General features: G+C 43.3%; 1 protein-coding gene. It reads left to right on the top strand.

What is annotated here, in order from left to right; all coding sequences use genetic code 11:
- Positions 1-340, top strand: a 340-nt coding sequence (locus tag AB4585_RS23545; protein WP_372171191.1) for a FliG C-terminal domain-containing protein, incomplete at its 5' end; no start/stop codon positions are given.
- Between the last annotated feature and the right edge of the window lie 13 nt (positions 341-353).

The following is a 353-nucleotide window of genomic DNA, read 5'->3' as shown; positions in this document are numbered from 1 at the left end:
GACTAATGAAGATTTTAAGCAACTTATTGAAGAGTCAATTATTGATTTTGCGTTGGTTCTTAAGCAAGAGAGTGATGTATTTGATGTCTTAAATGCTCACGTCAGTGTGGATACTTGGGCTTACGCGCTTAAAGGAACTGCAGATGTTGATCGTGAGAAGATTATTGGTACCTTCCCAAGTCGTATTGCCAATGAGTTGAAATCTACTATCAGTCGTCTAGGTCAGACACCGAAAGGTCAGGTTGAGAGAGCGCGTAAAGAAATCATTGATGCTGTGCGTAAGTTGCAGCAAGACGACGAGATCGTGCTGACATTCGGTAATGAGGAGCGCATGGACTGATGCTTCGTCCAGG

The sequence above is a fragment of the Vibrio sp. 10N.222.49.C9 genome, assembly GCF_041474985.1.
GTDB classification, from domain to species: Bacteria; Pseudomonadota; Gammaproteobacteria; order Enterobacterales; family Vibrionaceae; genus Vibrio; species Vibrio crassostreae_C.
This window is presented reverse-complemented; position numbering and strand designations above follow the sequence as displayed.